The sequence below is a fragment of the Amphibacillus jilinensis Y1 genome, from assembly GCF_000306965.1.
GTDB classification, from domain to species: Bacteria; Bacillota; Bacilli; order Bacillales; family Amphibacillaceae; genus Amphibacillus_C; species Amphibacillus_C jilinensis.
This window is the reverse complement of sequence record NZ_JH976434.1, coordinates 1-25704: the sequence shown is the minus strand read 5'-3', so window position 1 is coordinate 25704 and position 25704 is coordinate 1. Positions and strand designations below refer to the sequence as shown.

General features: G+C 35.9%; 19 protein-coding genes. 16 read left to right on the top strand and 3 right to left on the bottom strand.

Translation table 11 applies throughout. The annotated features are described in order from the left end of the window. The first annotated feature begins 180 nt into the window (after positions 1–180). Genes B494_RS0100575 through B494_RS0100560 form a run of 4 tightly spaced genes read left to right on the top strand, consistent with a single transcriptional unit; the run spans position 181 to position 3173 of the window. A complete protein-coding gene (locus B494_RS0100575; RefSeq protein ID WP_017470409.1) occupies positions 181–579 on the top strand; it encodes a hypothetical protein in 399 nt (132 codons plus the stop codon). After that, positions 576–1016, top strand: a complete 441-nt coding sequence (locus B494_RS0100570) for a potassium channel family protein (RefSeq protein ID WP_017470408.1) — start codon at positions 576–578, stop codon at positions 1014–1016. Before B494_RS0100575 ends, B494_RS0100570 begins: the two co-directional genes overlap by 4 nt. Before the next feature lie 13 nt (positions 1017–1029). Continuing rightward, positions 1030–1698, top strand: a complete 669-nt coding sequence (locus tag B494_RS0100565; protein ID WP_017470407.1) for a potassium channel family protein — start codon at positions 1030–1032, stop codon at positions 1696–1698. After that, positions 1695–3173 (top strand): TrkH family potassium uptake protein, encoded by a 1479-nt coding sequence (locus tag B494_RS0100560; protein WP_017470406.1) that lies wholly within the window; start codon positions 1695–1697, stop codon positions 3171–3173. Before B494_RS0100565 ends, B494_RS0100560 begins: the two co-directional genes overlap by 4 nt. 273 nt (positions 3174–3446) lie before the next feature. Here B494_RS0100560 and B494_RS0100555 read toward each other — a convergent pair whose 3' ends face one another. Beyond that, the gene (locus tag B494_RS0100555) at positions 3447–4427 is read right to left on the bottom strand and encodes an AraC family transcriptional regulator (protein WP_017470405.1); all 981 of its coding nucleotides are present in this window, start codon (positions 4425–4427) and stop codon (positions 3447–3449) included. 201 nt (positions 4428–4628) lie between these two features. On the opposite strand from B494_RS0100555, the gene B494_RS0100550 reads away from it, so the two are divergent. Then, positions 4629–7298, top strand: coding sequence for a glycosyl hydrolase (locus B494_RS0100550; RefSeq protein ID WP_017470404.1), 2670 nt, complete (start codon positions 4629–4631; stop codon positions 7296–7298). A gap of 83 nt (positions 7299–7381) precedes the next feature. Beyond that, a complete protein-coding gene (locus tag B494_RS0100545) occupies positions 7382–8755 on the top strand; it encodes a PTS transporter subunit EIIC (RefSeq protein ID WP_017470403.1) in 1374 nt (457 codons plus the stop codon). A gap of 121 nt (positions 8756–8876) precedes the next feature. Here B494_RS0100545 and B494_RS0100540 read toward each other — a convergent pair whose 3' ends face one another. After that, positions 8877–9701, bottom strand: coding sequence for a Cof-type HAD-IIB family hydrolase (locus B494_RS0100540; RefSeq protein ID WP_017470402.1), 825 nt, complete (start codon positions 9699–9701; stop codon positions 8877–8879). Positions 9702–9935: 234 nt separating this feature from the next. On the opposite strand from B494_RS0100540, the gene B494_RS0100535 reads away from it, so the two are divergent. After that, entirely contained in the window at positions 9936–10814 is an 879-nt protein-coding gene (locus B494_RS0100535) for a radical SAM/SPASM domain-containing protein (protein WP_017470401.1), read from the top strand. Positions 10815–10860: 46 nt separating this feature from the next. Here the strand turns inward: B494_RS0100535 and B494_RS0100530 are convergent, their stop codons facing one another. After that, on the bottom strand, positions 10861–12051 hold the full coding sequence (locus tag B494_RS0100530; protein WP_017470400.1) for a helix-turn-helix domain-containing protein: 1191 nt from the start codon (positions 12049–12051) through the stop codon (positions 10861–10863). A gap of 193 nt (positions 12052–12244) precedes the next feature. On the opposite strand from B494_RS0100530, the gene B494_RS0100525 reads away from it, so the two are divergent. The 9 genes from B494_RS0100525 to B494_RS0100485 all read left to right on the top strand — a co-directional run bounded on the left by B494_RS0100525 (position 12245) and on the right by B494_RS0100485 (position 25603). Next, on the top strand, positions 12245–13612 hold the full coding sequence (locus B494_RS0100525) for an MFS transporter (RefSeq protein ID WP_017470399.1): 1368 nt from the start codon (positions 12245–12247) through the stop codon (positions 13610–13612). 41 nt (positions 13613–13653) lie between these two features. Next, positions 13654–16557, top strand: coding sequence for an alpha-L-rhamnosidase (locus B494_RS0100520; RefSeq protein ID WP_017470398.1), 2904 nt, complete (start codon positions 13654–13656; stop codon positions 16555–16557). A 243-nt stretch (positions 16558–16800) separates the two neighbouring features. After that, complete coding sequence (rhaB, locus tag B494_RS0100515; RefSeq protein ID WP_017470397.1) at positions 16801–18210, top strand: rhamnulokinase; 1410 nt, start codon at positions 16801–16803, stop codon at positions 18208–18210. A 3-nt stretch (positions 18211–18213) separates the two neighbouring features. Next, positions 18214–19467 (top strand): L-rhamnose isomerase, encoded by a 1254-nt coding sequence (rhaA, locus tag B494_RS0100510; protein WP_017470396.1) that lies wholly within the window; start codon positions 18214–18216, stop codon positions 19465–19467. A gap of 90 nt (positions 19468–19557) precedes the next feature. Then, on the top strand, positions 19558–20703 hold the full coding sequence (locus tag B494_RS0100505) for an iron-containing alcohol dehydrogenase (RefSeq protein WP_017470395.1): 1146 nt from the start codon (positions 19558–19560) through the stop codon (positions 20701–20703). A gap of 144 nt (positions 20704–20847) precedes the next feature. Then, positions 20848–21675 (top strand): rhamnulose-1-phosphate aldolase, encoded by an 828-nt coding sequence (gene rhaD, locus B494_RS0100500; protein ID WP_017470394.1) that lies wholly within the window; start codon positions 20848–20850, stop codon positions 21673–21675. Positions 21676–22053: 378 nt separating this feature from the next. After that, positions 22054–22821: a DeoR/GlpR family DNA-binding transcription regulator gene (locus B494_RS0100495; protein WP_017470393.1), complete on the top strand. Its 768-nt coding sequence runs from the start codon at positions 22054–22056 to the stop codon at positions 22819–22821. A 215-nt stretch (positions 22822–23036) separates the two neighbouring features. Next, positions 23037–23357, top strand: coding sequence for a PTS sugar transporter subunit IIB (locus B494_RS0100490; protein ID WP_017470392.1), 321 nt, complete (start codon positions 23037–23039; stop codon positions 23355–23357). Positions 23358–23680: 323 nt separating this feature from the next. Then, positions 23681–25603 carry a BglG family transcription antiterminator gene (locus B494_RS0100485; protein ID WP_017470391.1) on the top strand — a complete coding sequence of 641 codons (1923 nt, stop codon included), beginning with the start codon at positions 23681–23683 and terminating at the stop codon, positions 25601–25603. Positions 25604–25704: the final 101 nt, after the last annotated feature.

The window sequence follows — 25704 nt, the reverse complement described above, 5'->3', positions numbered from 1 at the left end:
AAAATCACCTCTAAAACCTACGAGAACAAGCTTTTCCTTTTAATCTACACCTTTAATTAATTGTTATTTTTTTAAAAAATAAAAGCTCACAATATCTTAACACGGACTCATGAATTCTAACACTACTCTCACCAATTGTTTGCTAGACTAACATAAAGGTCAATTGAAGGGGGAGCACTTATGAGTCATGATAAAGAGTCTTCATCAATACAATATAAAATAATTTGTGATGGAATTCGTCATTTGATTGAGCAAAGAGATTTCAAAAGAGCAGAAGAAAAAATTTGTGATTTGATGAAGAAGTGGCCACACTCACCTGAACCGCATAATTTTATGGGTATCTTTCTTGAATTGCAAAATGATCATTCGAAAGCGATGAAACATTTTCGGGCGTCTTGGGCATTAGATCCTACCTATAAACCGGTAAAACATAATTTACAACATTTTGGTACTTTCTATTCAAAGGGAAGGTATGCCTTTGATGAAAGAGATTGCGCATCTTGCGAGGATGAGGTTAAGTATAAAATTGAGTATGATGCTAATGGTATTGGACGTATGGTGAGGAGTGATGAATCTTGAAAACAACATTAATATCTCGTGTAAAACAAAACAAATATTCGATTATTATCGGCTGTGGACGTCTTGGATCGCGGATAGCGAATGAACTTTCTGCGAATGATGAAGATGTACTAATTATTGATCGCGATGAAGAAGCTTTTCGAAAGTTATCAAAGTCATATGGCGGCTTAACTTTGGTTGGAGATGGAACAGACTTAGCTTTATTAAAGGAAGCAAATGTAAAAAAGGCTTCAACTGTTATTTTGACAACAGATAATGATAATATTAATATTTTAATTTCTCAAATGCTAAAAATAATTTTTAATAAAGAATTTATTATTGCCAGGTTATATGACTCCGAGAAAGATTACGTATATGAAGAGCTAGGGATTAAAACAATTTGTCCAGTTGATTTATCAATCCAAGAATTAAATCGTTATTTTAAAAATAGAGGTTAACAGGAGTGATTCTATGAAGAAAAGAATACTTTTAATAGGTGGATTTAACAAAGCAAGATCTTTGGCACAATCATTAATTAATAGGGATTACGCTGTTACAGTAATTAATAAAGATTTAACTAATTGTAAAGTTCTATCTGAAATTGAAAGGTTAACGGTTATTTTGGGAGATGGGAGTAAGGCCTATGTTCTAGAAGAAGCAAATGTAAAGGAAATGGATGTTGTTATTGCTCTAACGCAACATGACTATGACAACCTTGTTATATGTGAACTTAGTAAAAAGAGATATAAAGTAAGTAAAACAGTGGCTTTAGTAAATGATGCGAAAAAAATAGATTTTTTCTACAAGGCTGGTGTCGATTCTGTTGTTTGCGCAGTTAATGCGATTACCAATATTATCGAACAAAAAACATTATTTGATGGCATAGCAAATCTTTTACCAATGACTGAGGCAAGGATTAATATTGCTGAAATACCGATATCTAGCTCGTCTAAGGCTATAAATAAGAGACTTTGGGAGATAAGTTTACCAAAAGAAGTTATAATTGCTTGCATTCTTCGAGGGGAAAAAAGCATTGTTCCACAAGGTGATACGTTAATACAAGCTGGCGACATACTTATTTTGATTTCTTCAAATAAGCAAGAACTAACTGCGATTAGGGAGTTGACAGGTAATAGATGAAATTTAAAAATTTTTTATTAAAAAGTAACAGTTTAGGTAAATTGATTATTCTTGTGGGGGTATTAATATTAATGCCCCTATCAGTACTTGTTTTTTTTCCGGAAGAATTAGAATATGCTTTAGCGTTTTTACTTTCTTCACTTTTCAGTATAATATTAGGAGCTTCCTTATGCTTTGGGTTAAAAAGAGATAATGATAGAGATAATCATTGGAAAATGACGATGCAACATGGTTACTTAACGGTTTTTTTAGCTTGGGTTTATGCTTTTGTAGTGGGGGCAGTACCTTTTGTGCTTGCTAATCAATTAAGTTTTTCCCATGCCTTTTTTGAATCTGTGAGTGGCTGGACAACTACCGGTCTCTCATTAATAGATGTTGAAGTTTCTCCAAAAATTTTTTTGTTTCATCGTAGTTTCATGCAGTTTTGTGGTGGGTTAGGTTTTGTAATGGTAATGACCATTTTCGTGTATGGTAAACAATCGATGAATCTATATACTACCGAAGGACATCAAGACATGTTGATGCCTAATTTGAAAAAATCAGCAAGAGCAATCTTAATTATGTATTTGTCACTATTAATTATAGGTACGACATTATATGCGTTGGTGGGAATGCCGTTATTTGACAGTTTGATGCACGCTATGTCGGCACTTTCTACTGGAGGATTCTCGACTCAAACAGAAAGTATTGGTTACTATAACAATCTTGGGATTGAAATTATAACATTAGCTTTAATGGTGCTAGGAACGACGAATTTTGCTATTCTCATGTTATTGTGTAAGCGAAAGTTCAAACTCGTAAGTCGTATTGGTGAATTGAAATTAATGTCAATCTTAATTATTGTATCAACAATTTTGACCTCATTAGCTTTAATCAATGAATTATACTTTAAAGTGGGGGAGAGCTTCAGAATTGCTCTATTTAATATTTTGTCAGCAGTATCGACAACAGGTTATTCTACGGTGTCATACGTAAATTGGCCCTCCCATCTTATAGGTTTACTTATATTACTTATGATTATTGGAGGTGGGTTAGGTTCGACAGCGGGAGGGATTAAGCTTAACCGAATCTATTTATTGTATCGTGTAACAATTGAAAATTTAAGGAAGCGAATGAGTTCATCTCGTAAAATATCTTCTTTAAATTATTATAGACCAGAAGGTAAAATGACCATTGGAAATAATATAATAACAGATATTATAGGTTTTATATCAATATACTTATTTGTGTTTTTTGTAGGTTCATTTTCATTGGCATGGGCAGAAGGGAGTAGTTTATCAGATGCTTTATTTGAATTTGCATCAGCACTTGGAACAGTTGGATTATCAATAGGAATTACTGACCCATCACTAAGTGTTATGGGTTTAATAATATTAATTATTGGAATGATATTAGGGAGGTTGGAAATATTTATTGTAATTATTGGTATATATTCAGGAATACTCTTGGCTAAACAAAAGTTTTCAAAAGGTTAGGTTGATAGCTTGTAATATTAAATTAAAGGGTTGTGGAGCAACATAATGCAAATAAAATCTTTTATTAATTATCAAACATACAATTTATTTTTCAAAACTATTTTTAAGAGACGGTCTTTTATTAGATGCGTCTCTTTTGTTTATATTATACTAATCTATCTCTATTTTTTAAAAAATCTTCGCTTATCTTCATTCATATTGGCATCTATATCGAGGTCAGCTTCATGAGGTATTTGAGTAATTGTTATATTTTACAAAAATTCACGACATTTTTTATCGATTGTCACGATATTGTTGCGGTGTCATGCCAAAAAAATTTTTAAATTTACTGTAAAAATAACTTAGATTACTATGTCCTGTTTCCTCAGCAATTTGATAGATTGGTTTCTCTGTATTGATTAATAGAAAGGAAGAATAGCTTAGTCGTTGAAGTTGAATTAATTCTTTGAAAGACTTTCCGGTCTGCTTTTTTATAAGTGTACTCAAGTAATTAGGGTTGTAATTGAACCTTTTGGCAACATCATTTAGTGTGCAATATTGATAATTTTCTTCAATAAACTGAAGAATATCAATAATGTTTATTTGATCCTTTAACGGTGTGCTTGTTTGATTGCTATCGTAATGGAAAACACGGATTAATTCAGAGAAAATTAACAGCATGTAAGCATCAATCATTTCATCTGAACAAATTGATTGATCAAAGAACTCACACATGACTTGTCGAGTTAACAACTGAATATTTTCATTCTGTTCAGAATGGAAAATTATATATTGATCATGGTCTTTTGAATTTGAAATGGCATTAATTAGAAAGTTAGTAATGATACCTTTGTTGTTCAATTTACTTAAAAAAGAGCTGGTAAAGAAATCTTGTCTGATTAGAAAATTTATTAGGGTATCATTCTCATCTGTAAATTGAATAGAGTGTGGAACCTCGGTATCAATAATACATATTTGTCCTTTTTTCAACCTAACGTTTCTCCCGTTAATGATCTGATCACATTTCCCAGAATAAACATAGATTAATTCAAGGTAACTATGTATATGCGTGGGAACAGGAGCAAAGCGATTCTGCTTGAAGATTAATATATTCTTATCCGGCATTAGTTCAGTATTAAATAGATAGACCATCTCTCCATTATGATCAATCTGATCAAGTTCCTGATATTTTTTTGACAGAGTTGGATTTTGTTTGTAATAGATCTCTTTTTCATTTAGTGGTCTTATATAATCTTCTAACTGATTAGGGTTCATATAATCCTCTCCATCTAATATTTTGTTAGTGATAATCAATAGTTTTGATATTTCGATAAACGTTAAATCACGTTAATATTAAATTGTAAGCGTTATTTATAGTATAAAACAACAAAAAACATAGTAAACAATAATATTATTTAAATTTCGATTGTTTTATATTTGTTTTTTTGAATGATATTTTGTTATTGGGGTGAGTTTATGAGTAGAATTATTGAAGTGCTAAATAATGAAGAAGCCAACTACGTTCTTCCGTTTTTTTGGCAACATGGAGAAGAAGAAGGTATTCTTCGTGATTACGTACGGAAAATTTATCAAACTGGAATTAAAGCGATCTGTATTGAGTCAAGACCACATCCGGATTTTATTGGAGAGAGTTGGTGGCGTGATCTCGATATTATTATTAACGAAGCAAAAAAAGTTAATATGAAAATTTGGATATTAGACGATTCGCACTTTCCAACAGGATATGCAGTTGGTGAAATTGAAAAGCATTACCCGCACTTTAGAAAAAAATTTATAAAAGTACATCAACAAGATTTTGTGGGACCGAAAAATAATGGTCGCGTTATGATTTCATGGGCTATATCCGGGCAGAGTAGAGAAGACGTGATGCAAGTGGGGGTAGATAGAACAACAAATCAGCGAGCTTCCAGTAGCGCCAATTTAGATCGAGTCATCGCAGTTGTTGCTGCAAAAAAAATAGACTTTAAAACAATTGATCCAGATTCTTTAATTGATATCACTGATCGATTAACTGATGGTGTTGTGTATTGGGATTTTCCAGAGGGTGAATGGAGAATCTTCACCATTGTTCAATCCATTAATGGCGGTGAGAAAGCAACTGAAGGTTACTTGAATCCAATGATATCAGAAGCAACAGATATTCTTATTAACAAAGTTTATCAAGCACATTTCGAACGATATAAAACTGAATTTGGTAAAACAATTGAAGGCTTTTTTTCAGATGAACCTCGCTTCGGTAATATAAAAGGTCCGGAAGCTTCAATAGGACGCGTAGAAATGGTATTGCCATGGAAGGATGGTATGTTAAATTCACTTGAAACAGAAGCAAACATTAACATTCAAGAATTACCTTTATTATGGGTTAATGGGGGAACTCGTGCTCATGAGGTTCGTTATCAATATATGAATATGATAACGAAATTATATAATGAAAACTTCTCAGGTCGAATTGGGAAATGGTGCAATGATCATGGTGTGAAATATATTGGTCATATTATTGAAGATAATAATGCTCATGCACGACTAGGTTATGGACCAGGTCATTTTTTCAGGAGTATGGCTGGCCAAGATATGGCCGGTATAGATGTCGTTTTGCATCAAATATTACCCGGTATGGACAAAGGTTATAACAAATCATTTACTTCAACAGGTTGGGATGGTGAATTTTTTCATTATGGTTTAGCTAAGTTAGGGGCTTCGCTAGGTCACCTTGACCCTAAAAAACAAGGGCGAACAATGTGTGAAATGTATGGGGCATATGGCTGGGGAGAAGGATTAAAGTTAATGAAGTGGCTTACAGACCATATGTTTGTTAGAGGAGTTAATCACTTTGTTCCCCATGCGTTCTCGCCAAAGGCATTTCCTGATGATGACTGTCCACCACATTTCTATGGACGTGGTCATAATCCACAATACCGTTATATGAGTTATTTAATTCAATATATGAATAAGATGAGTCATTTATTAACTGGCGGTCAGCACATAGCTCCAGTAGCAATTCTTTATCACGGTGAAGCTGAATGGTCAGGGCAATACATGCTATTTCAGAAAGTGGCGCGAGAGCTGATGCAGGGTCAAATCGATTTTGATATCGTGTCAAGTGATTTTATTATTGACAGTCAATTGGACCGGGGTAATCTAAGTATTAATGGAGAAACTTTTAAGGCACTTGTTGTTCCTTATTCTGAGGCCTTGCCAAAAGCTCTATTAGAAAAATTAGCAAATGCTGTTAAGGGTGGATTTCGAATATATTTTATTGATGGTTTCCCTATACGTTCAAGCGAGGGCGAAGATGTTAGGGGTTTGATTGATCTATTAGTGAAGTCAACTTTAACCGTATGTGTTAAGCTAAATCAACTTGTTACCGATTTATTTGAACACACTATTTATGATATTCGGGTTAGCGAAAGACAACCTTATCTACGTTACTATCATTATCAACATAAAGGTTCTGATATTTATATGTTCTTTAATGAAGATCCTACTAAAACAATTGAGACAAAAGTAGTCCTTAATCAGTTAGAGCAACCTTATATGTACAATGCGTATAAGAATACAATTTATGGTTTAACTAAACAACTAGAAAATAATCAACAAATAATTAATTTAACACTATCACCTTATCAATCGATGATCTACGTTTTTACTGACAACTATTTAGGAGAAGTAAAAACAAAACATGAATATAGTCGTTTCAATACGTTTGAAATTAATGGAGAGTGGACGGTTTCATTTGCTACAGCTGAAACATATCCGCGTTTCACGGATGCAAGGAATGTCTCGGAATTAATAGACTTTGCTCAACCGGATCAAATGCCTAATTTCTCTGGAACGATACGATATGAAACGACATTTAATTATGATAGAGAGATGAATGGTGCGACACAATTAATAATTGAAGAATTATATGAAGTAGGCCAAGTATGGCTTAATGATAACAATTTAGGTGTTGCAATTGCTCCACCGTACCAATTTGATACTACTAATGCCTTGAAAACCGGAAGGAATAAGTTAGTCATTGAAGTAACCAATACATTAGTTAATCAGCAAAAAGATTTTCTATCTCAGTATTTATTGCTTGAAGGGACAGGCATTACAGGGAAGATAACTATAGTAACAAAATAAGTTTCAAACTGCTTTTAAGCAGTTTGTCCATCGGTAAAAAATAAAGCGCTTTATTTTAAATAAATTTAGTAGGAGTGATTTAGATGGATCATAAAAAAGTTGCCAAAGAAATTGTAGAGACAATTGGTGGCCAAGCAAATGTTAATAGTGTTTTTCATTGTATTACACGGCTGCGCTTTAAATTAAAAGACAATACCAAACCAGAGAAAGCAAAAGTTGAGGCTATTGAAGGTGTTATATCTGTTATTGAACAAGGTGGTCAATACCAAGTTGTTATTGGGAATGAGGTTGAACCTGTTTTTAAGGAAGTAGAGAGATTAGTAGGCGATCAAACGGTTAAGTCAGATAATGAAGAAAACAAAAATCAGAAATTGTTTGATCGATTTTCAACGATGATTTCGGGTGTATTTACACCTATGTTAGGTATTTTAGTCGCCTCAGGTTTAATGAAAGGACTTGTGGCTATCTTGAGTGTTACTAATCTTTTAACTGAAGGTTCAGATACTTATATTGTCCTTAATGCTCTTGGTGATGCTTTGTTTTACTTTTTCCCTATCTTTCTAGGCTCGTCAGCCGCTAAATATTTTGGAATGAATCACTTTTATGGTGTTTTAATAGCAACTGTTATTATTTATCCGGATATAGTAAGCGCAGCAGAAGCAGGAGAATCGTTTGCTTTTTTAGGAATTCCAATGAATTTAATGAATTATACCCAGACTGTGTTTCCGATTATAGTCGCAGTGTGGCTTGCTTCACTCATTGAGAGGCAATTACAGAAACTCATTCCACAAGCTTTTAAGTATTTCTTGTTGCCATTTGTGTTATTTATGGTTGTTATACCGACTACATTATTCATAGTTGGACCAGTTATCCAAACATTAAGTAGTATGTTAGCTGACCTTACATTTACAATATATAATTTTAGTCCGGCAATTGCTGGTTTAATCTTAGGTGGGCCATGGATTGTTATGGTTATGTTCGGTCTCCATTGGGCATTCATCCCGTTATTTATTAACAATATGGTAACTGGTGGGTATGATGATGTCATAGGGTTATTAGCAGCAAATCAGTTTGCGATGGCAGCTGCAGCTTTTGCGATAGGTGTAAGAATGACTTCCAAGAAGGAAAAGAGCTTAGCCTATTCTACTGGATTAACCTGTTTATTAGGTATAAGCGAACCAGCACTATATGGTATATTATTACCACGGAAAAAGCCCTTAATTATGGCTATAATTGCCGGAAGTATTGGAGGTGTATTTGGTGGTCTCTTGCAAGCGAGAGTATACGCATTTACTGCTTCAGGATTTTTTGCTATACCAGGTGCGATCAATCCAGCTGGTATCGATACGGGATTTTGGGGTTATGTAGGCCAAATGCCAATAGGGTTTATTGTAGCTTTTGTACTGACTTACTTTTGGGGGTATAAAACGAAAGTGAGAGCTGTGCCAAGAGATTAATAATCCAAAATCAAATAGAGGGTTGAGCATAGGTAGTAGCATCGCTCAACCCTCTATTTGATTATTTACTTAACAACAAAAACCAATAAGTGTCAGATGAAAATCATTGCACCAACCGTATTTAACGCTTAACAGTAGTCGTATTCAACAAATACTCTTCTACTATTTTTGCCACGCCATCATTCATATTGCTATCTGTAACGAGATCGGCGCCTTGTTTAATATCATCAGGGGCATTTCCCATAGCCACACCGAGACCAGCAAATTCAATCATCTCTTGGTCATTATAACTATCACCAATTGCAATCACTTCTTCACGAGCTATCTGACAAACTTGAATTAAATGATTTAAACTGGTTCCTTTGGTCACCCCTTTTTCAGTAAATTCAAGGAAGTAAGGTTTTGAACGCATCACACTAAATTGCTCAGCTAGTTCAGCTTGAAGCTTTGCTTCGACAACTTTTAAATGATCAGGTTGCTCAACCATAAGTACTTTTACAGGGGGAACCGTCACGTGTTTTGTGAAATGGTCGACTAACTTAATTGGCAGTCCAGTAATTTCCGATTCAATATCGGTATAAGGATTAGTCTGCTCAGTTACAATTTCATCCCCTACGTAAGTATGGATGTAAACATTTTCACGCTGGCTAAGCTGGTAAAGGCTTTCTACTTCAGCTAGAGATAGGGTACTACTAAATATGTCTTTACCGGATTTGTAATCGATAATTTTCCCACCATTGAATGAGAGGATAAAGCTACCATATTGGGATAAACGCAGTTCGTCGGCAATGGCCTTCATGGCATACGTAGGTCGGCCAGAAGCTAAGACTACTTTTATTCCTTTTTCTTGAGCGGTTAGTAAGGCTTGTTTGGTGCGAGGTGAAATGGTATGGTCATCTCTTAGTAACGTATCATCTAAATCTAAAACAATCATTTTATAAGACATTGATGTTTAACTCCTTTTTATGCGATTCTTCTCTATTTTACTAGATTTCTAAAAAGAAAGGTAGTTTAAAAAGCAAAGTTCTGTATGTTACCGATGCCTGCGTCCATCTAACTGGATGGGCACTAAGCTCTATTTCGAGGGAGGTTATCTGCAATAAATGAAAAGACTCTATTTTATTTTTTTTCTTTTTGTGCTCTAATGGCTATAGAGTTAGTTTGGAAATGAGGAGACACGATGAAAAAATTTAAAAAGTTTTATTTGGAAATAACGAGTGTTTGCAATCTTGCTTGTAGTTTTTGTCCTCCCACGCTTCGGGATAAACAGTTTATTTCTCTTGAAGATTTTGCTAAGCGGCTTGACCAAATCAAGCCCCATACAGACTATATTAATTTACACGTTAAGGGTGAGCCGCTTCTTCATCCAAAGCTTGGTCAGTTATTGGATATTAGTGCTGAAAAGGGATTTTACGTGAATATAACAACAAATGGAACGTTAATTGCGAAAAAGAAACAACAGTTATTGAACAAACCTGCATTAAGGCAAATTAATTTTTCTTTGCATAGTTACCAAGGGCAAGCAGAACCCCTAAATAACGAGCACTATCTAAAAAATGTTTTCGCTTTTATTAAAGAGGCAACTTGTCAGTCAGATTTGATTATATCATTAAGATTATGGAACCTTTCCCAAGCAAATATGCTAAATTTAGAAGTAGCTAAGAATCGTGATATATTGGAAATGATTGAATCCGAATTTGGTTTAACCTATAAAATTGAAGAAAAAAGCAAGCCTGGAAGCGGGATAAAGATAGCGGATCGTATTTATATCAATCAAGATTATCTGTTTAATTGGCCATCGCTAGCTGAAGTAGAGGATGATGGTAAAGGGTTTTGTTATGGTCTTCGCAATCAAGCAGCGATATTATCGGATGGAACGGTGGTCCCATGTTGTTTGGATGGCGAAGGCGTAATCAATCTCGGTAATATTAACGAGCAAAACTTCTCAGAGATTATTGTGAGTGAACGAGCTGTCGCATTAGTTGAAGGATTTTCACGAAGGGTCGCTGTTGAAGAGCTCTGTAGAAAATGTGGTTATCGAAAAAAGTTTGGTAACTAGTGATTATACGGGTTAATTTGTTGTCTTTCTGGACTAAAAAGGGCACTTAATGATTATCATTTAAGCGCCCTTTATGTTGTCTGTATTTTAACGGTGTGATATTAACTTCTTTTTTAAATGCGTGAGTGAAGTGACTTTGATCATTGAAGTTAAGTAATGTTGATATTTCCAACAGACTAAGGTTACTGTAAGTGAGGAGGGATTTAGCTTCTTCAATTTTTGCTAACAGACGATATTTTTTTATTGTCATCCCTACCTCCTTTTTGAATAGTTTTGATAGATAATGGGGATGAAGCTTGATGTATTGGGCAAGATCATTTAATGAAAAAGGATCGTATAAGTGCTTGAAAATAAAGTCGATCACTTGATTGATCGGTTGCGAAAATATTCTTTTTTGGTTCTTTTTAACAAGATCGGCAAATGAAATCATGATGTCTTCTATGTAATCTTCAATCGCTGAAAGTGTTCTTAATTCCTCAACATTTTGAATGAAATAATCACTTAATGTATAAGCTGTTTCAGCTTGAACACCTCCTTCAATAGCCATACGCGTGGCTAGGGTAACCGTTGTGATCGCTAAATTCTTTTTATCCCTAATTTCACTTTTTGTTGATAAGACCCCTAATTCTCCACTTTCACTTAAATTTCGCCAGTGAGATATCACTTTTTCTTTATCCCCCATTTTAATAAAGTGTAATATTTTTTGTTCGAAATGATAATCATGGTGCATGCTAAGGTTTTGACGACGATTAGCGATTTCTAAAATAGAATGAGCTTCTAATAAATGCCCCCTTTGTTCGAGTGGGTTGATCTGAATATTATCCATATCGAGCTGTACTTGATAAATTGAAAAATGTAATAGACGTGCATGATTGATAAATGTTTGTTTGGTTGTAACCGGAATAAGATATGCTTGCTTAACTAATCGGTCTTGTTTATCGATGGAAAGCGAATCACCAAATAACACGGGTCCAACCATGAAAAAACCAATTGTTTTTTGGTTGTTAATATAATTAATCGTGAAAAAATATTCATTTTTATTTTGATAGAAAGCCGGCTGATCGGAGTCCGTATATATTGAAAGCAGCTCTTGTATAAGGGGCGGCTGTGATTCAATAGAATTAAATGGTTGAAGAATGTGATCACCGTTGTTGTTTAAGGTGATAAATTGTATTGGGATTTGACTAGACTTGTAAAAAAGCTCAATTAAATACTTAATGTTATCAGGCGTTAACATCAATGCCACCTCAAAATAAAGATTTATTTATATTAAAACAATAAAATTAAACAATATCAATAAAAAAACAAAATAAAAGGCGTGTTTATTACAAAAAAGATTATTTGAATACAAAAAAAGACGTTATTTAAAGATTATAATGCAATTAAGAAAACGTTTACTATAAAAATATATGGAGAAGGGAGTTTTATTAATGAAAGCTATAGATGATGTCAATAATGAAAGCATTAACAAGTTAAAAGTAAGAGAAAAATTCTCTTATGGATTTGGAAATCTTGCAGCTAATTTACTTATTACAACTGCGAATACGTTTATTGTTTATTTTTATACTGAAATTGCAGGCATTGCGGTGGCAACAGTGGGAACTATGTTGTTACTAGCGCGTATTTTTGATGGACTTACCGACCTAGGAATGGGAATAGTGGTAGATAAAACTACGTCTAAACATGGTAAGGCACGTCCATGGTTACTTTGGATGGCAATACCGTATGGCTTAGCGATTATTTTACTTTTTTCTGCTCCAAATTTTGGGCCGACTGGAACAATCGTTTATGCTTTTATTACGTATATGTTAGCGCTTAGCTTTATTTATACGGCTGCAACTGTACCTTATAATGCCATGATTGGAACGCTAACCAATGATCAAGTGGAGCGTGGACAACTATCTGTATCAAGAACGGCGTTTGGTTTTGGTGGTGCGTTACTCGTTAATTTGGTTACATTACCTGTTGTTAGTGCCTATGGTGGTGGACAATTAGGCTGGTTTTTGATGGCGCTAACATATGGAGTTTTTGCTAGTATTCTATTAATACTAAATTTTAAAAATACAAAAGAAAGAGTTATCTTAACAAAAGATGACGAAAAGCTAAAGAAAACACCAATAAAACAGGGAATTAAAGCACTGGTCAAGAACAAATATTGGCTAATTGTTATTTCTGTGATGCTCGTTACCTTTATTAATTCTGGCTTAAGTGGTGTCAATGTTTACTATGCCGAATATATCCTTGGTAATCCGAATTTAGTTGGGGCAATGGGGATGGCGCAATTTTTGCCAGTCATTATTATGATGTTAATAATGGGACCATTAATGAAAAGGTTTACTAACAAAGCACTCTGTATTACTGGTGCGATTACCTTGATTGTTGCTTCTTTTATCGTACTAATTAATCCAGATTCTTTAACGATTGTTATGATTGGTTTAGTTTTGCGTGGGGTTGGAAGTGCACCGATGTTAGCGGCAACATTTGCCATGCTTGGGGATACAGTAGATTATGGTGAATGGAAAACAGGTGTTAGAAGTGAAGGATTAACATTTAGTGCAGCTACGTTTGGTGAAAAAGTAGGAACTGGTTTAGGTGGTATGCTGTTAGGTGTGATGATGGGAATTGGGGGCTATGTTGGGGGTCAAGCGATCCAAGCAGAGGCAGCACTTCAGTCCATTAAATCTGTTTTTATATTCGTGCCGATTGTAGCGGGAATCATTGCAGTTCTTTTATTATTATTTTATAAATTAGATAAAGAACACGAGCAAATTGTCAAAGAGTTAGCATCAAATCGCTAAATGACTTGAGGATACTTAGCTCAAATAAAAGGGGGATAATCGTGAAGATAACAAAATTGAGAACGAATCATCTTGAAAATCCATTAGGTTTTCAATTAGAGACGGTCAGGTTATCGTGGGTGATCGATCGTGATCGAGCTGATTACGCTCGCAAACAAGAGTCAGCTCAAATTGAGATCGCTGTTGACACAACTTTTCAATCGATTGTTTATGATAGTGGGCGTGATCAAAATATTTCAAGTGTAGGCCATCAAGTTAACTTAGAATTAGAGCCAAGGACGCGCTATTATTGGCGTGTTCATGTCTGGACAGATACGAATGAATATCTAATGAGTGACACAGCATGGTTTGAGACAGCAAAAATGTGTGAACCATGGCAAGCTAGCTGGATAACCCCTTCCCTTGATAAAAATATTCAGCCCTATATTAGAAAGTCCTTTACATTACCTTCAGATGCTGATATTTCTAGTGCGCGACTGTATATAACGGGCTTAGGTGTTTATCAATTTGAGATAAATGGTGTGATTGATCATTCTGAATATTTAGCACCAGGTTTTCACGCTTATGATCATTGGATACAGTATCAAACGTATGATGTGACCGATCTATTAAGTTCTGGTGAAAATGGTATTGGTGTTATGTTAGGTGATGGATGGTACAAGGGACGGTTCGGTTTTGATGGTGGCTATCATGATTTGTATGGTGATCAATTAATGCTAATTGCAGAGCTTATTGTCACATTGGCAAACGGTGAGGAGATAATCATTAAATCAGATCAGTCGTGGACATGTCATACGTCACCGATTAGCTTTAGTGGTATTTATGACGGAGAAGTTTATGATGCGAGAAAGGAAATCTCAAACTGGTCAAAGCCCTCGTTTGATGACACAAATTGGTTTGAAATGAAAGAAATCAAAGCAGATATGAGTAAATTACAAGCCAGATTAAGTTTGCCTGTTAAAGTGATGAAAATGTTGAAACCTATTGAGGTCATTGATACACCAAAAGGTGAAATAGTACTTGATTTCGGACAAAATATGACAGGTTGGGTACAAGTTGATGTTGATCTTCCAGCAGGAACGAAACTCCAGTTAAAACATGGTGAAGTCCTACAAAATGGAAACTTTTATCAGGGGAATTTAAGAACTGCAAAAGCTGAGTATCACTATATTTCAGCTGGGGACAAGCGCGTTATCCAACCTCATTTTACTTTTTATGGTTTTCGTTACGTTAAAGTTGAGGGAATCGATAAAGCAATTGATCCAAATGATTTCACAGCTTGTGTACTATATAGTGAAATGAATCAAACCGGTTATATTGAAACGTCCGATTCAAAAGTCAATCAGTTGTTTAGTAACGCACTTTGGGGTCAAAAAGGAAATTTCTTAGATGTACCAACTGATTGTCCGCAACGTGATGAACGGATGGGATGGACAGGTGATGCCCAAATCTTTGCCTCAACAGCTTGTTTTAACATGTATTCACCTGCTTTTTATCATAAATTTTTAACAGATTTACATGAAGAGCAGAAAAGTCTAAATGGCTCTGTCCCATTTATTGTGCCAACGATTAAGCCACCTAATGACCCTGGATTTGTGACAGGACATGGCTCTTCAGCGTGGGGAGATGCGGCTACCATCATACCTTGGACCTTGTATTTACATTATGGAGATCGAACCCTTTTAGCTGAGCATTTTCCAATTATGCAAGGATGGGTTGATTATATCACTGAAATAGATGATCAAAACGGTGGTGATCGCTTATGGCGTGAAGGTTTTCATTTTGGTGATTGGCTTGCGTTAGATGGTACTGACCCAATGGGGATGATGGGAGGAACAGACCCTTATTATATTGCATCAGCCTATTATTGCTATTCAGCTCAATTATTAGTTTTTGCTGCTAGAGCCTTGGATAAAAAAGAACTAGCTGATCATTATCAACAACTAACTGATCAAATCAAACAAGCGATTTATCGAGAGTATTTCTCAGTGGAAGGACGCTCAACGATTCCAACGCAGACTGCTTATGTGGTAGCATTGTATATGAATTTAATACCTGAGAACAAAAAAGCTAGAGTTGCTAACGACTTAAAGGAGCGGATTTTAAAGGAAGATGTCCATTTAACAACCGGATTTGTCGGTACGCCATACTTGTGTGCAGTTCTCTCAGAACACGGCTATAATGAACTGGCCTATACACTATTATTAAATGAAAATTATCCGAGTTGGTTGTTTGCAGTAAATTTAGGGGCGACGACGATTTGGGAACGATGGAATTCATTAAAAGCAGATGGTACAATAAGCGGAACGGGCATGAATTCACTCAATCACTATGCTTATGGTTCGATTGTCGATTGGATGTATCGCTATATGTGTGGTATAAACCCAGTGGCTGATGGAGCAGGCTACCAGAAGTTCAGAATAGAGCCAATGCCAGATATACGACTAGACTATGCAAAGGCTCGTTTTCAGTCACCGAAAGGAATGATTGAAAGCGGTTGGGAAATCCTAGATGACGGCATGACGTTATCGTTTGATTTGACTATTCCGTTTGATAGTGAGGCTGACGTTATCTTGCCTAATGTTGATTTACAGCATATGACGATCAATCAAACATCAATCAATGAAAGTGACAGTACCGTAGTAGAACTTGCTGACAAAGTTCAACTCACTTTATATGCAGGGCACTATACTATTGTCTATCCAGTCACACGTTCGTTAAAGCGGCGGTTTAACCGCGATAGCACGATACGTGAACTGTTAACGACAAAACAAGCTAGAGAGATCTTTTATCAAGTCTTACCACAGATTGCGAATAATGAAATCGCTCGTGAACGCAACCTTGAAACACCAATTTGTGAATTGCTTGACCAGCCGATTATTTGTCAATTTATATCTGATGTTAAGCTAGACGAGTTAGAAAGTGCTCTAAAACAAATCAATTGATGAAGTGAAAATGATTTGCACGTACTTGCATAAGGAATAAGCGAAGCCGGATAACTTTAAGATGTTATTCGGTTTTTGGTCTGCCCATTTTTAATTAGCTTTATAATCATGGCAACTGATCCAAGAGCATACTTGATGTTGGCAAATAAGGACAGTTTTATCACAAATCACGTCATTATCTTTTTTGGTTTATTCCAATATATTTATATATAGATAACGGTTTCAATGATAGGGGGATTGTAGATGCAAAAATGTCACTTAGCTGTCGACATTGGAGCCTCAAGTGGGCGAATAATGGCAGGCTTTATTCATCAAGAAAAATTGCAGCTTGAAGAAGTTTATCGTTTTGAGAATCAGATGATCTCAAAAGACGGCCATCTATGTTGGGATATTGATCATTTATATCAGTCGATTAAGACTGGAGTTAAAGAAGCTGTTCGGAAACAGTTTAAACCGGTTAGCTTGGCGATTGATACATGGGCAGTCGATTTTGTTTTGCTTGATCAAGATGGTGTATTACTGACCGATGCGATTGCTTATCGTGATCATCGCACCGATGACGTAATGGAACAAGTTTTCCAACAAATTGCCCAATCCGATATTTATCAACGTACAGGAATTCAATTCCAATCGTTTAATACCATTTATCAATTAAAAGCATTGCAAAATAGCCAACCTGATCTTTTAGCGCGTGCACAGACATTTTTAATGATTCCTGATTATTTGAACTATCTGTTAACAGGGAAAAAGGTCAATGAATATACCAATGCAACATCAACACAGTTGGTCAATCTCGACACAAAGGATTGGGATTATGCCATAATCGATAAATTAGGCTTACCGAAGCAGATGTTTCAGCCGATTAAGTTGCCAAAAACATCATTAGGCTCAATAACACACAGTCTTGCTGAAGAATTGGATGTTGATTTCAAAGTGGTTTTATCTGCCACACATGATACCGGTTCTGCTGTCATTGCAGTTCCTGAGCAACAAGAAACGATTTATCTTAGCTCTGGAACATGGTCATTAATGGGAATTGAAACATCAGAACCGATTACAACAGCTGATGCGTTATTTTATAACTTTACCAATGAAGGTGGCGTTGATTATCGTTATCGATTTCTGAAAAATATTATGGGATTGTGGATGATTCAAGAAGTTAAGCGTTTATATGATGACCATTATAGTTTTAGCGATTTTGTAAGGTTAGCAGAACAGGCTTCGTCATTTAATAGTATCGTTGATGTCAATGATCAGCGCTTTTTAAGTCCAGAAGATATGATCGAAGCGATTAATAGTTATTGTCGCGACACAGGACAACCGGAGCCTACTACAGCTGGTGAAATAGCACGAACCATTTTTATTAGTTTAGCTCAAAGCTATCAACAAACGATTGAAGAAATCGAAACATTGACAACACGCTCATATGATCATATCAATATCATTGGTGGCGGCTCTCAGAATGAATTATTAAATCAGCTATTAGCCGATTTTAGTGAAAAAACAGTCTATGCTGGTCCAATTGAAGCAACAGCAATAGGAAATATAGTTGTTCAACTCCTTGAAGTAAAACAACTTCGTTCATTAACAGAAGCACGTCAATTAATTAAACAATCTTTTCCTATCAAAACATTTCAACCAAGGGGGACTTGAGCAATGTCAATTGAACAAAATTATCATTTAGCAAAACAACGCTATCAAAAGTGGGGAATAGATGTAGAAGCTGCACTAAACACATTAAAGCAAATACCGATTTCAATTCATTGTTGGCAAGGTGATGATGTCAGTGGTTTTGAAATTGACCAGCAAGAACTGTCTGGTGGGATTGATGTGACTGGTAATTATCCTGGTAAAGCAACCACACCAGAGCAGTTGCGCAAAGATATTGAACAAGCATTACAACTTATTCCTGGAAAACATCGCATTAATTTACATGCGATCTATGCAGAGACAAACGGGGAGAAAGTTGAACGTGATCAGCTAGAACCGAAACATTTTCAAAATTGGATTGATTGGGCAAAAGAACATCAGTTAGGACTTGATTTTAACCCAACATTGTTTTCACATCCAAAAGCGGGTGACGGTTTAACTTTATCACATCCAAATAAGGAGATACGTGATTTTTGGATTCGTCATTGCCAAGCGAGTCGGAGAATTGCTGAGCATATCGGTAAAGAACTTGAATCGCAAACGTTAACGAATATTTGGATACCAGATGGTTATAAAGATATGCCTGCTGATCGTTTGACACCTAGAAAACGATTGAAAGATTCACTTGATCACATTTTTAGTGAAGAGATAGATGAGCGTTACAATATTGATGCGGTGGAAAGCAAGTTATTTGGAATCGGGTCAGAAGCTTATGTTGTAGGCTCTCATGAATTTTATCTTGGCTATGCTTTAAAAAATAATAAATTATGCTTACTTGATACTGGCCACTACCATCCGACAGAAATGGTGTCTAATAAGATTTCATCTTTCTTATTATTTAGTGATAAGGTTGCGCTTCATGTATCCAGACCTGTTCGTTGGGATAGTGACCATGTCGTGACATTTGACGATGAACTAAAAGAAATTGGACTTGAAATTGTTCGAAATGATGCAATCGACCAAGTTATGATAGGTCTTGATTTCTTTGATGCTAGTATTAATCGAATTGCTGCATGGACAATTGGTACGCGTAATATGTTGAAAGCATTGCTGTATGGTTTATTAATGCCTAATGAACAATTGAAAGCTTATCAAGAAGAAGGTAATTTTACTGATCGTCTAGCTGTTTTAGAATCGTTTAAAACTTATCCGTTTGGAGCGATTTGGGACTATTATTGTCAACTGATGGGTGTTCCAGTTGAAATGGATTGGATGGAAAACGTTCGCGAATATGAGAAACAAGAATTATTAAACCGTTAGTAATTGAATAACTATATATCTGTCATCACGTACAGATATATTTTTAAAAAAGTATGTGAATAAATGAACAATATTAAGGAGGAATTATACATGGCTGTATTGTATGTGCCGAGCACGAATTTAGTAGGAAGAGGCTGTTTGCAAGAGCTTGCCCCGTTTATTAAGGATTTAGGTTTTAACAAAGCACTTGTTGTAACCGATCAATTTCTGAATCAAACTGGAATTGTTGCAAAGGTAACGGAACAATTGGAAAAAGCTAATGCGGATTTTGTTATTTATGATCAAGTTAAACCAAATCCAACGACAACTAATGTGCACAATGGAGTAAATGTATTTAAAAGTGAAGATTGTGATTTTATTGTCTCGGTTGGTGGCGGATCGCCCCAAGACGCAGCCAAAGGTATTGGTTTAGTAGTCACGAATGGTGGAGATGTCCGAGCGTTTGAAGGTGTCAATAAAACAGTGAAAAAGGCGATCCCAACTGTTGCCATTAATACAACGGCGGGTACATCAGCTGAATATACGATTAACTATGTGATTACTGATGAAGAACGTGAAGTGAAGATGGTAATGGTCGACAAGAATAGTTTAGTTGAGATATCTGTTAATGATCCAGAGTTAATGGTTGATAAGCCTAAGGCGTTAACAGCTGCAACGGGGATGGATGCTTTAACACATGCGATTGAAGCGATTGTGACACCGGGCGCTTACAAGATTACTGATGCAACTGCTTTGGCAGCAGTAGAGACTATTTTTGCATATTTACCTCGAGCGGTTGAAAATGGTTATGATATTGAAGCACGCGAACAAATGGCCTATGTGATGTTCTTGGCAGGTGTAGCTTTTAATAATGCAGGGTTAGGCTATGTCCATGCAATGGCTCATCAATTGGGTGGTGTTTACGACTTACCACATGGTGTCTGTAATGCAATGTTATTGCCGATTGTTGAACGTGAAAATGCATTACGTGACCCGAAAAAGTTCCCTGCCATTGCTCGAGCGATTGGTTTAGATATAGAGGATAAATCAGAAAAACAATGTGCGGATGCGGTCATTGATGCGATTACACAATTATCTATTCAAGTTGGCATCCCAACTAAGCTGTCTGAATTAGGGGTAGATGAAGTTGATTTGGATAAGTTAGCAGAGAATGCAATGAAAGATGCTTGTGCACCAGGAAACCCTTTTACACCGACGAAACAAGAAGTAATCGAAATGTTTAAACATATTTTATAGTGTAACCATCCAATGTCAGATTAAACAGCTAAACAAACAAAAACAAAACAAGTTTATAAGCTTGTTTTGTTTTTGTTTGTGTTGTAAATGTTGTTTTTTTAGGTTAAAATAAACACATATAAAAAGAAATGAGGTTTAAACACTATGGGGAAACAAACAAAACAAATTATTCAGGCACCATTTGTGCAAGACATGATTGAAGTGACACAAAATATGTGGCGTAATGGATGGGATGAGCGCAATGGTGGTAATGTTAGTTATCTAATAGAAGAACAACAACTCCAAAACTATTTAGATTTGAATCATGTCAAACGCTCAATTCCACTAGCTTTTCCAGTCAAGACATTGGCTAATCGTTATTTTATTGTAACTGGGTCAGGTAAATATTTTAAAAATGTAGCGAAAGACCCAGAAGATACATTAGCGATAGTAAAAGTGGCTTCGGATGGACAATCGGTCGATTTGTTGTGGGGGCTTTCAAATGGCGGCAACCCGACCAGTGAATTACCTTCCCACTTTATGAGTCATATCGCACGCCTTGAAGCTGATGATAATCATCGTGTCATTATTCATACGCACACAACAAATGTCATTGCGATGACATTCGTACACGATTTATCAGCTAAAGCCTTTACAAAAACGTTATGGCAAATGTGTACCGAATGTGTCGTTGTCTTTCCTGAAGGCGTTGCTTTATTACCGTGGATGGTTCCAGGTACAGACAAAATTGGAATGGAAACAGCACAATCCATGGAAACACATCGACTTGTCGTTTGGCCACATCATGGTATTTTTGGTGCTGGGGAGTCAATTGATGATGCGTTTGGTTTAATTGAAACAGCTGAAAAAGCGGCTCAAGTTTATATGTTAGTTGCTTCACATCAAGGTGGAATCAAGCAAACGATTACAGACCAAGAGTTGATTGATTTAGCAGAAGCATTTCATGTCACACCAAATCCTAACTATATTTAGGTCATAAGGCGTTATGGGATATCCCATAACGCCTTTATGAACGAACCTTCAACCAATTGACGAAGGCTACAGGATGTAGGTCATGCAGACGTTGCCACAGGACGTGGCGATCTTACCCGATCACACTGCCTTATCGTTGCGTGAATCAGGATATTTGCACGTGTTATCTCCTGTTTAAATAGATGAGCATTGCTCTCTATTTAGGTGTTGTGGTTGTGCAGCCGGTTATCTGTTATAAATTTCAAGGTTAATTTTACTGGTGTTTTTGTCATTGAGCCGTTCATTACATGATCGATCAGCAATAGAGATTGCGATGCTATGAAGAAAGCTATACAATGGAAAAAGAGATCGGTTTGAAAAGAAAAGAGGTTGATGTTAATGCTAGTGGCTGAGCGCCATCAAAAGATTATTGAGCAAATAGTGGATAAGCGAATCGTTAAAGTAGCCGAATTAAGCCAGCTTTTCTCTGTAACAGAAGAGACGATCCGACGTGATCTTGAGAAATTAGAAAAACAGGGATATTTAACGAGAAGTCATGGTGGAGCCGTCTTGAATGAAAAAAAAGAGCAAGATGACATTCCTTTCGAACAACGGGAAATTACGAATATAGACGCCAAAAAAAGGTTGGCACGAATAGCTCTACGCTATGTTAAGCCAGCGGATACAATTATTTTAGATGCAAGCTCGACAGCCTGGTATATGGCTCAAATCATTCCAGATGTACCTTTGACGGTGATAACAAATTCACTTAAAGTAGTAGCTGAATTAAGTAAGAAAAAAAATATTGATGTTATTTGTACAGGCGGGACGTTACTTTCCCGATCAGCATCCTTTGTAGGCCCGCTAGCGATCAAGGCATTGGAAAAATATTATGTTAACAAAGCTTTTATTTCATGTAAAGGCATGCACTTAGAACGTGGTTTTACTGAGTCAAACGAACAACAAGCTCTAGTGAAACAGAAAATGTTAGAAACGAGTGAACAAACATTTATGTTGCTAGATGATAGTAAGGTAGGGGTACAAGCCTTTTCGGTACTGTCTGAACTTAACATGGCTGATTATTTAATCGTTAATGCACCATTGCCAAATGCAATCATAACTGAACTTAATGAGGAGCATCAGGATTTAGATGTGATCATTGATTAATATAAAGACCCTTCCATCAGTGGCCGTTTTGTCTTTTGCCCACTGATTGATAGCTGAGGGAATCAGGACCCTTATCCCCGTCCCCATAGATTTGCTCTACGCTCTATTTTGACACAGGTGTTTTACGGACGCTTATCGGCGATAAAAGGTTTAGTTCTTAATAAAAAGTGACATAATATATATAGAAGGATATGACTTTTATTGGAGGGCTATCTATGAAGAATATCTTGCTTGTTTGTGCTGTTGGGATGTCAAGTAGTATTCTAGTCAATCGAATGATTAAAGCAGCATCAGAAAAAGAAGAAGACATTCTTGTTCATGCATGTGGCATGGCTGATATTGAAAAATTCATTGAGGAAGTTGATGTATTACTTATCGGCCCTCAAATTGCTTATGTAGAAACACAATTGCAAAGTAAGTACGGCACGCCATTATCAATGCCAATGCCAATAAAGGTTATTTCAAGTAAAGATTACAGTACAATGAATGGTACAAGTGTATTAGAAAAAGCGCTAAAAGCGATTGAAGCAAATTAAGCTGGTCTTATTATAGGGCTGGCTTTTCTTGTTTTTCGATGGTGTAAAACGCGTGGATCAAGAACGTCTTCAATTTCAGTAAATAGATCTGACCTTATGTTACAATCGATCTATAGAGAGCGAACAAACTTATTGTTCTTCCTTTATCGACAGTTAGTTTGCTCAAAAGAGGCCTTTGAGTGAATCATTTCAACGCTTACCCTTGTTTAACAGTAGGCTTATTAAGCTTTTTCCACTAATAGAGGAAAAGAAATAAATAAATGATGACTTGAAACCGCTTAATCAGTTAGAGTAATATTTAAGAGAGAGGGGAGTGACGATGAATGAATACAAGACAGCAACATCTATTGAAAGAACTTATCAGTGAACAAAAACCGATTACAGGTGATCAATTGGCTAAAATGATTCAAGTCACCTCTCGTACGATACGTAATGATTTGAAAGAAATAGACCGATTGCTGACAACAGAAGATGCAGGTGCATCCATTAACTCTGTTCGTGGACAAGGCTATCAACTTGATGTACTTAATGAGGACAAGTTCAAATATTTTATCCGCACCGTTGTGGAGATAGATGAAACGGTACCCGTGGAACCAGAGGATCGTGTGCAATATCTTGTAAAAAAGTTTTTACTTAGTTCCGAATATTTAAAAATTGAGCAATTAGCTGATGAATTGTATGTCAGTCGATCGACATTACAAAATGACTTGAAAGATGTGAAAGTCATTCTTGAAAAATATCAACTTCAGTTAGCTAAGCGACCAAATTATGGGTTGAAATTAACTGGAAAAGAAAAGAAAATTCGTTATGCGATTTCTGAATTGTTATTGAGGCGGACAACGGTTACAACCGATGAACCAAATCAACAGGGCTGGTTATTACCTGCTGAACAAATGGAAGTTATTCATGACATTGTATTAAAACGCTTAAAGGCTGTCCAATTAAATTTATCTGATATCGCTTTGAACAATTTAGTTGTCCATATCGCAATTGCTTGTCGGAGGATTAGAAGTGAGCAGTATGTTGAGTTGGTTAATCAAGATGAGGCTGATATTCGTAATAAGAAAGAATATCAAGTTGCTCAAATGATTATCGAAGATATTGAAACAGCTTTGAACATCGCATTTCCTACTGTAGAAATCTCATACGTAGCGATGCACTTATTAGGTACGAAATTATTTTTGAATAAGAATGGAACAGATATGAGAAATAATTTCGACAAAGAAATTCTCCTGACTGCACAACAAATGGTCCAACGTGTGGAGGAACAAATGCAATTCGGTATTAGTGATGATCAAGAGCTTTATGCAGCGATTGCGATTCATTTAAAACCAGCCATTCATCGTTACAAGCATCATATGAATATTCGAAACCCAATGCTTGAGGCGATAAAAGTCAATTATCCTGTTGCTTTTGAAGCTGGTGTGATCGCTAGTCAAGTGATAGAAGAGGTTTTTAAGATAGAAGTGGACGAGAATGAAATTGGTTATATTGCTTTACACTTTGGTGCTGCAATTGAACGGGCTAAGTTACAAACCAAACCAAAACGTTGTTTAATTGTTTGTACAACAGGTCTAGGTAGTTCTCAACTGTTATTATATAAAATGCGTGCTAAATTTGGTAATCAGCTCACGATTGTTGGTGCAACAGAATTGCATAATTTGTCGCAATATGACGAAGATACGATTGATTTTATTGTCAGTACCGTTCCACTACCTGACACCATCCAAATACCGCATGTTGTCATTAGTACACTGCTTGGAGATAGCGAATTGGCCAAAATTGAGGATATGTTTGATTCTAATACACACTCCATCATTGAGCGTTATTTAGATCAAGACCTTGTTTATCTCAATCTCGATTTAAAAACACCACAACAAGTGATTGAATTTTTAGGCCAAGAATTAATTAATAAGGGTTATGCCAAAGCGGGAATTACCGAATCAGTTATGGCTAGGGAGAAAGCAGCTTCAACCAGTTATGGTAACTTGGTTGCTATTCCACATCCCTTAGAAGCAAAATCTGATCGTACGTTTTGGACTTTAGCAACTCTAACTGAGCCAATCGATTGGCAAGGGTACCCGGTTCAATTTGTTTGTCTGTTGCACGTTGCAGACGAAAATAAGGAAGGACTTGAACCCATGTATAAAAGTTTAATTCGATTTGTCGATGATCGTCATGTTATTGATGAAGTATTAGCAGCTAAGGATGTAAATGGTGTCATGAAAATAATTAAAAAAATGTAGATTCATATAACAGATGCCTATAGCTTTAGTATTTGAGATAAAGTGCTGATGCTATAGGTATTATATTAAATGGCTCTATACTGAATGTGGTGGTGTCCTCT

Excerpts from the sequence above, each read along its gene's own strand:
- B494_RS0100575 (WP_017470409.1), top strand. The coding sequence starts at position 181 with ATGAGTCATGATAAAGAGTCTTCATCAATACAATATAAAATAATTTGT.
- B494_RS0100565 (WP_017470407.1), top strand. The coding sequence starts at position 1,030 with ATGAAGAAAAGAATACTTTTAATAGGTGGATTTAACAAAGCAAGATCT.
- B494_RS0100560 (WP_017470406.1), top strand. The coding sequence starts at position 1,695 with ATGAAATTTAAAAATTTTTTATTAAAAAGTAACAGTTTAGGTAAATTG.
- B494_RS0100555 (WP_017470405.1), bottom strand. The coding sequence starts at position 4,427 with ATGAACCCTAATCAGTTAGAAGATTATATAAGACCACTAAATGAAAAA.
- B494_RS0100550 (WP_017470404.1), top strand. The coding sequence starts at position 4,629 with ATGAGTAGAATTATTGAAGTGCTAAATAATGAAGAAGCCAACTACGTT.
- B494_RS0100545 (WP_017470403.1), top strand. The coding sequence starts at position 7,382 with ATGGATCATAAAAAAGTTGCCAAAGAAATTGTAGAGACAATTGGTGGC.
- B494_RS0100540 (WP_017470402.1), bottom strand. The coding sequence starts at position 9,701 with ATGTCTTATAAAATGATTGTTTTAGATTTAGATGATACGTTACTAAGA.
- B494_RS0100535 (WP_017470401.1), top strand. The coding sequence starts at position 9,936 with ATGAAAAAATTTAAAAAGTTTTATTTGGAAATAACGAGTGTTTGCAAT.
- B494_RS0100530 (WP_017470400.1), bottom strand. The coding sequence starts at position 12,051 with ATGTTAACGCCTGATAACATTAAGTATTTAATTGAGCTTTTTTACAAG.
- B494_RS0100525 (WP_017470399.1), top strand. The coding sequence starts at position 12,245 with ATGAAAGCTATAGATGATGTCAATAATGAAAGCATTAACAAGTTAAAA.
- rhaB (WP_017470397.1), top strand. The coding sequence starts at position 16,801 with ATGCAAAAATGTCACTTAGCTGTCGACATTGGAGCCTCAAGTGGGCGA.
- rhaA (WP_017470396.1), top strand. The coding sequence starts at position 18,214 with ATGTCAATTGAACAAAATTATCATTTAGCAAAACAACGCTATCAAAAG.
- B494_RS0100505 (WP_017470395.1), top strand. The coding sequence starts at position 19,558 with ATGGCTGTATTGTATGTGCCGAGCACGAATTTAGTAGGAAGAGGCTGT.
- rhaD (WP_017470394.1), top strand. The coding sequence starts at position 20,848 with ATGGGGAAACAAACAAAACAAATTATTCAGGCACCATTTGTGCAAGAC.
- B494_RS0100495 (WP_017470393.1), top strand. The coding sequence starts at position 22,054 with ATGCTAGTGGCTGAGCGCCATCAAAAGATTATTGAGCAAATAGTGGAT.
- B494_RS0100490 (WP_017470392.1), top strand. The coding sequence starts at position 23,037 with ATGAAGAATATCTTGCTTGTTTGTGCTGTTGGGATGTCAAGTAGTATT.
- B494_RS0100485 (WP_017470391.1), top strand. The coding sequence starts at position 23,681 with ATGAATACAAGACAGCAACATCTATTGAAAGAACTTATCAGTGAACAA.